At 67.2% G+C, this 3,208-nt stretch carries 2 protein-coding genes; one reads left to right on the forward strand and one right to left on the reverse strand.

The genetic code is table 11. The features are described from left to right. Positions 1–512: 512 nt before the first annotated feature. Positions 513–1,805 carry a serine hydrolase domain-containing protein gene (locus ACFSKW_RS52160; RefSeq protein WP_379582895.1) on the reverse strand — a complete coding sequence of 431 codons (1,293 nt, stop codon included), beginning with the start codon at positions 1,803–1,805 and terminating at the stop codon, positions 513–515. A 198-nt stretch (positions 1,806–2,003) separates the two neighbouring features. Here ACFSKW_RS52160 and ACFSKW_RS52165 point away from each other — a divergent pair, with 198 nt between their 5' ends. Then, the gene (locus tag ACFSKW_RS52165) at positions 2,004–2,663 is read left to right on the forward strand and encodes a GbsR/MarR family transcriptional regulator (RefSeq protein ID WP_379582897.1); all 660 of its coding nucleotides are present in this window, start codon (positions 2,004–2,006) and stop codon (positions 2,661–2,663) included. The last annotated feature ends 545 nt before the right edge of the window (positions 2,664–3,208 follow it).

Raw genomic sequence — 3,208 nt, forward strand, 5'->3', positions numbered from 1 at the left:
TCATTCACGGCTGCCACGCTTGTGAGCAGGTCAAACTCGTACACCACTTCCGTGGACGCAACCTGCGACGAAGTCCGCGAAGAGGAGATCTGGTTCCAACAGCCTTCGCCTTTCCTGGTTCCTTCACCTCCCAGAAGGACTCGAGGCGCAAAGTGTTGCATGAGGCGTCGCGTGCCCCCGGCCCTGTGAAGAGGAGCCGCTGGATCGCAGCTGCACGGCTACGACGCGATCCGATCACCGACCCGAAGCGAATCGATGACCAGAACATACGCTGGCGAGATCGGCTCAGCGGGGTTCTCCACGAGTACTCACATGCCGCTTGACCTGCGTGGACGGAGTTTTCGGCAGGCGCAGAGTCGAAGCTCACGGTTGTGCCTGCTCGGTGTCCACGCCTCTTGGACCGGCCACACCGCGCTCAAAGAGCTCGGCGTGACCTACTTCGCGCTCTACCTGATGCACGATCGCAACGGGTCCCGCCTTCAAGGTCTACGGCCCAATGTGCTCGGCCCCTGCTACTCAGCCGGCTTGGCCTCGTCAGTTGACCCGGCCTGCCCGCCGCAGAACGCCGCCTTGACGAGCCTGTCCAGTGCCTTCGGGAACTCCTTTGCCACGTCGACTGCGGCGTCTCCGCTGGTCAGCGAGGCGGTCAGGGTCCTGCTGCCGTCGGGCGAGCTGTACATCAGCGCCCCGTAGCCCCCTGGAGGGCTGCCGTTGTGGTTGAAGATGATGCCGGCGCAGTTCGGGCCCGTGTCCTGCACGTATGTCCCGAGGCCGTAGCGGCCGAAGAGGCCGGCACTCTTCGGGTGCGGCTTGCGCATCTCGGCCAGTAGCCGAGCCGGCAGGAGCTTGCCGCCGTTCAGCGCGGAGAAGAACGTATGGAGATCCTGGGTGGTCGAGATCATGTCACCGGCACCGGCCACCAGGGAGAGGTTCTGGCGGGAGACGTCGACCACCTTCCACTGGCCGGTGTCCTGGTAGCGGAAGTAGCCGTGGGCGTGCGGCCCGGGGAGTTGCGTCCGGTTGCCCGGCACCACGGTGCCCTTCAGCCCGAGCGGCCGAAGGATGCGTTGCTGCAGTTCTACGTCGAACGAGCGGCCGGTGACCTTCTCGATCAGCAGCAAGGCCAGCGTGTAGTTGGTGTTGGCGTAGCTCCAGCCCGTCCCCGGCTCGAACCGCGCCGGCTTGGACAACGCAAACCGCACCAGCTCCTCCGGCCGGTAAGAGCGGAACCGGTTATCCAGCCACTCCTTGCCCACCGCGGGGAGTCCCGGCACCCACGTCCCGTCGGGTTCGAGGTCGCCGGTGTAGTTGAACAACCCGCTGGTGTGCTGCAGCAGCATCCGCACCGTGATCCGCTGGTCCAGCCCGAGCTTGGGCAGGAAGCCGGCCACCGGGTCGTCCAGCTCGATCTTGCCCTCGGCCACCAGTTGCAACACCAAGGTCGCGACGAAGGTCTTGGTGACGCTGCCCACCCAGAACCGCCCGTTCGTCGGCGGCTTCGCGCTCGCGCCCAGCTTGCGCACACCGGCGCTGCCGACCCACTCGCCCCGCTCATCGTGCACGCGCAGCTGCACCCCGAGGAAACCGGCATCGACGAACGCCTGGATGGCCTTCTGCAGCTCCGGGCGATCCTGCCCGGCGGCGGCCTTCGACACGGCCGCGCTTCTGTTCGCGGCGGCCACACCCGCCGCAGGTGTGGCCGCCGCGGCCAGCAGCGCGGCCGCCAGCGCCGTGACCGCCACTCGCCGGGAGACCCGCGGCCTTCGGACCCTGTTGCTCTTGACGGTATGGAGAGATTGACCCATGACCATTCCTCGCTTCGCGATAGTACGTGTCTTGCGCAGCTCGAAAGCTACGTTGCATTCAGAGCCGAGTCAATCCGAAGAAGAACGTTTGCCCAGGTGAGAGGCGATAAAATGATGCAATGACGCTGAGCTCGAAAGCAACACCATGTTGCAATGAATGGCGACTAAGGCAACACTGACGGCATGCCAGGAGGACGATTGACCCAGCAGGACCGCCAGCGCATCGCGGCCGGACTCGCCGACGGACTCTCCTACCGCGAGATCGCCAGGCGGCTCGACCGGCCGACCTCGACGATCACCCGGGAGATCGCCCGCAACGGCGGTCCCGCCGGCTACCTGCCCCAGCAGGCGCACCAAGCGACGATCCAGCGGGCCCGGCGCGGCACGCCGGCACCCCCACACGCGTCCACCCCGCCGGTCGCCGCGATGGAACTGGAGATCATCGAGATGGCGGTCAGAGCGGGGATGCCGAGGACGGCCGCGCGCGTGCACCACGACCTGGCGCTGTCCGAGGACGGCCAGCGCACCGCGGCCGAGCTGGCCCGCAGGCTGAAGGTCAGCCCCGCCTCCGTCTCCGTGGCCGTGAACTACCTGGTCCGGCAGGGATTCGTCCGGCGCGAGCGCGATCCGCGGCGCCAGCGCGACATCTACGTGATCGACGACGACGCCTGGTACCACGCGATCATGATCAGCGAGCGGCAGACGCTCCAGACGGCGCGGGCCACGATGGCGGTGGCCGAGACGTACGGGCTCGACAGCCCCGTGGGGCAACGGCTTGCCAAGACAACCGCGTACCTGGAACGCGTCAGCCTGGACATCATGGAGTCAGCCGACCGCTGGCGCCACCTCCTGACGTGACGAGTCTCAACCGAACCACCTGGCGAGCTGGCTGACCAGTTCCTGCTGATCGTCACCGACCCGCCCCACCGGGCCATCTACGGCCAGCGGTCAGTGAAGGCCATCAGCGCGCTCTTCCCGGCGCCGTGCCTGGCCCGGCTGGCAGACGGTGATCTTCAACGTCATGTACTGGCCATTGGCAGCCTGGAGCCCCCTGCTCGCTCTGGTGGCCGCGCACTACTACCGCCGCCGCACTGCCTCACCCCGCCCGTGGCAACATGGCAGCCCGGGCCAGGCCGTCAGAGATCACAGCGGTTGAGAGTACAGGGCGGCACCGCTTTGATGATCTTGCGTTGGTTGACGGTGTACGGCCCCCGTCATCGGCGGCATCCTGGCCTTCGCGCTCATCCGCAGCAAGGACTTCGTGCTGCCCCCGGCCCCGGAGGCCAGAGGCAACCGCAGGGGCGCCAACACCTCTGCGGCGCGGCCCTCACTCCGTCCACGACCCGTCGTAGTTGCGTACCTCGGGCAGGCCGAGCAGCTCGTGCAGGACGAACCAGGTGTGC

Source organism: Nonomuraea mangrovi (assembly GCF_042681425.1).
In the GTDB taxonomy this organism is placed as follows: domain Bacteria; phylum Actinomycetota; class Actinomycetes; order Streptosporangiales; family Streptosporangiaceae; genus Nonomuraea; species Nonomuraea mangrovi.

Coding starts and splice junctions, on each gene's coding strand:
- ACFSKW_RS52160 (WP_379582895.1), bottom strand. CDS start 1,805: ATGGGTCAATCTCTCCATACCGTCAAGAGCAACAGGGTCCGAAGGCCG.